The 2,209-nt window shown below is 61.7% G+C and carries 1 pseudogene; it reads right to left on the bottom strand.

Annotation, left to right across the window (positions count from 1 at the left end):
- A pseudogene (locus U5771_RS34915) lies at window positions 1–2,209 on the bottom strand (cell surface protein); the annotation flags it as partial.

The raw sequence follows: 2,209 nt of genomic DNA, 5'->3' as shown, positions 1-2,209 counted from the left end.
GTACTTGATGCCCTGGCTGTTGATGCTGTCGATTGCCGCACCGACGCTGTTGGCGGTAGACGTCGTGCCGTTCGCGTTGTACATGGTGTACGACGGTGCGGAGATCGTGCCGGTTGCCGAGTTGTAGGTTGCGCCACCGCCGAGTGCCGCGGCCGTGCTATTGCCGAGATTATTGGTGGTGGTGGTGATCGTGCTGAGACCGGTGGACAGCGAGCTGACACTGGTCGAAGTCGAGGTGGACAGGGACGAGATCGAGCTGTTGGCCGAGCTGAGGCCGGTTGACAGCGAGTTGATCCCCGTCGAAGTCGACGTAGACAGCGAGCTGATCGAGCTGTTGGCCGACGAGAGGCCGGTCGACGTCGAAGTCGACAGCGAGGCGACCGAGCTATCGGTTGAGCTGAGGCCAGTGGACAGCGAGCTGATACCGGTCGAGGTCGACGTGGACAGCGACGAGATCGAGCTGGTCGCCGACGACAAGCCCGTCGACGTGGAGGTCGACAGCGAGGCGACCGAGCTATTGGTCGAGCTCAGGCCGGTGGACAACGAGCTGACGCTGGTCGAGGTCGAGGTGGACAGAGACGATATCGAGCTGTTGGCCGATGAAAGCCCCGTCGATGTGGAGGTCGACAGCGATGCAACCGAGCTATCGGTCGAGCTGAGGCCGGTCGACAGCGAGCCGATACCGGTCGAGGTCGAGGTGGACAGCGACGAGATCGAGCTGTTGGCCGACGACAGACCCGTCGACGTGGAGGTCGACAGCGAGGCGACCGAGCTATCGGTCGAGCTGAGGCCGGTGGACAACGAGCTGACGCTGGTCGAGGTCGAGGTGGACAGGGACGAGATCGAGCTGTTGGCCGATGAGAGCCCCGTCGATGTGGAGGTCGACAGCGAGGCGACCGAGCTATCGGTCGAGCTGAGGCCGGTCGACAGCGAGCTGATCGAGCTATTGGCTGACGACAGCCCCGTCGACGTCGAAGTCGAAAGCGACGCGACCGAGCTATTGGTCGAGCTCAGGCCGGTCGACAACGAGCTGATGCCGGTCGAGGTCGACGTGGACAGCGACGAGATCGAGCTGTTGGCCGACGAAATGCCCGTCGAAGCCGAAGTCGACAGCGAAGTCACCGAGCTGTTGGTCGAGCTGAGGCCGGTGGACAACGAACTGACGCTGGTCGAAGTCGACGTGGACAGTGACGAGATCGAACTGTTGGCCGACGAGAGGCCGCTCGACGTCGAAGTCGAAAGCGACGCGACCGAGCTATTGGTCGAGCTGAGGCCGGTCGACAACGAGCTGATGCCGGTCGAGGTCGACGTGGACAGCGACGAGATCGAGCTGTTGGCTGACGACAGCCCCGTCGACGTCGAAGTCGACAGCGAGGCGACCGAGCTATTGGTCGAGCTGAGGCCGGTGGACAACGAGCTGACGCTGGTCGAAGTCGACGTGGACAGCGAACTGATCGAGCTGTTAGCCGAGGACAGGCCGGTCGACGTCGAAGTCGACAGCGAGGCGACCGAGCTATTGGTCGAGCTGAGGCCGGTGGACAACGAACTGACGCTGGTCGAAGTCGACGTGGACAGTGACGAGATCGAGCTGTTGGCCGAAGAAATACCGGTCGACGTCGAAGTCGACAGCGAAGTCACCGAGCTGTTGGTCGAGCTGAGACCCGTGGACAACGAACTGACGCTGGTCGAAGTCGACGTGGACAGTGACGAGATCGAGCTATTGGCCGACGAAATACCGGTTGAAGCTGAAGTCGACAGCGAAGTCACCGAGCTGTTGGTCGAACTGAGACCTGTGGACAACGAACTGACGCTGGTCGAAGTCGACGTGGACAGTGACGAGATCGAGCTATTAGCCGACGAAATGCCCGTCGAAGCCGAAGTCGACAGCGAAGTCACCGAGCTGTTGGTCGAGCTGAGACCCGTGGACAACGAGCTGACGCTGGTCGAGGTCGAAGTGGACAGTGACGAGATCGAGCTATTAGCCGAAGAAATGCCCGTCGAAGCCGAAGTAGACAGCGAAGTCACCGAGCTATTGGTCGAACTCAGACCCGTCGACAGCGACGATATCGAACTGGCCGACGACGACACCGCCGTCGACAGCGAGCTGATACCGGTCGAAGTCGACGTGGACAGTGACGTAATCGCGCTGCTGGCCGACGAGAGCCCCGTCGACGTGGACGTCGACAGTGTATTGATCGCGGTGTTGGTC

The sequence above is a fragment of the Burkholderia sp. BCC1977 genome (assembly GCF_905339595.1).
In the GTDB taxonomy this organism is placed as follows: domain Bacteria; phylum Pseudomonadota; class Gammaproteobacteria; order Burkholderiales; family Burkholderiaceae; genus Burkholderia.
The sequence above is the reverse complement of the archived record's forward strand: the minus strand, read 5'-3'. Positions and strand labels throughout refer to the sequence as shown.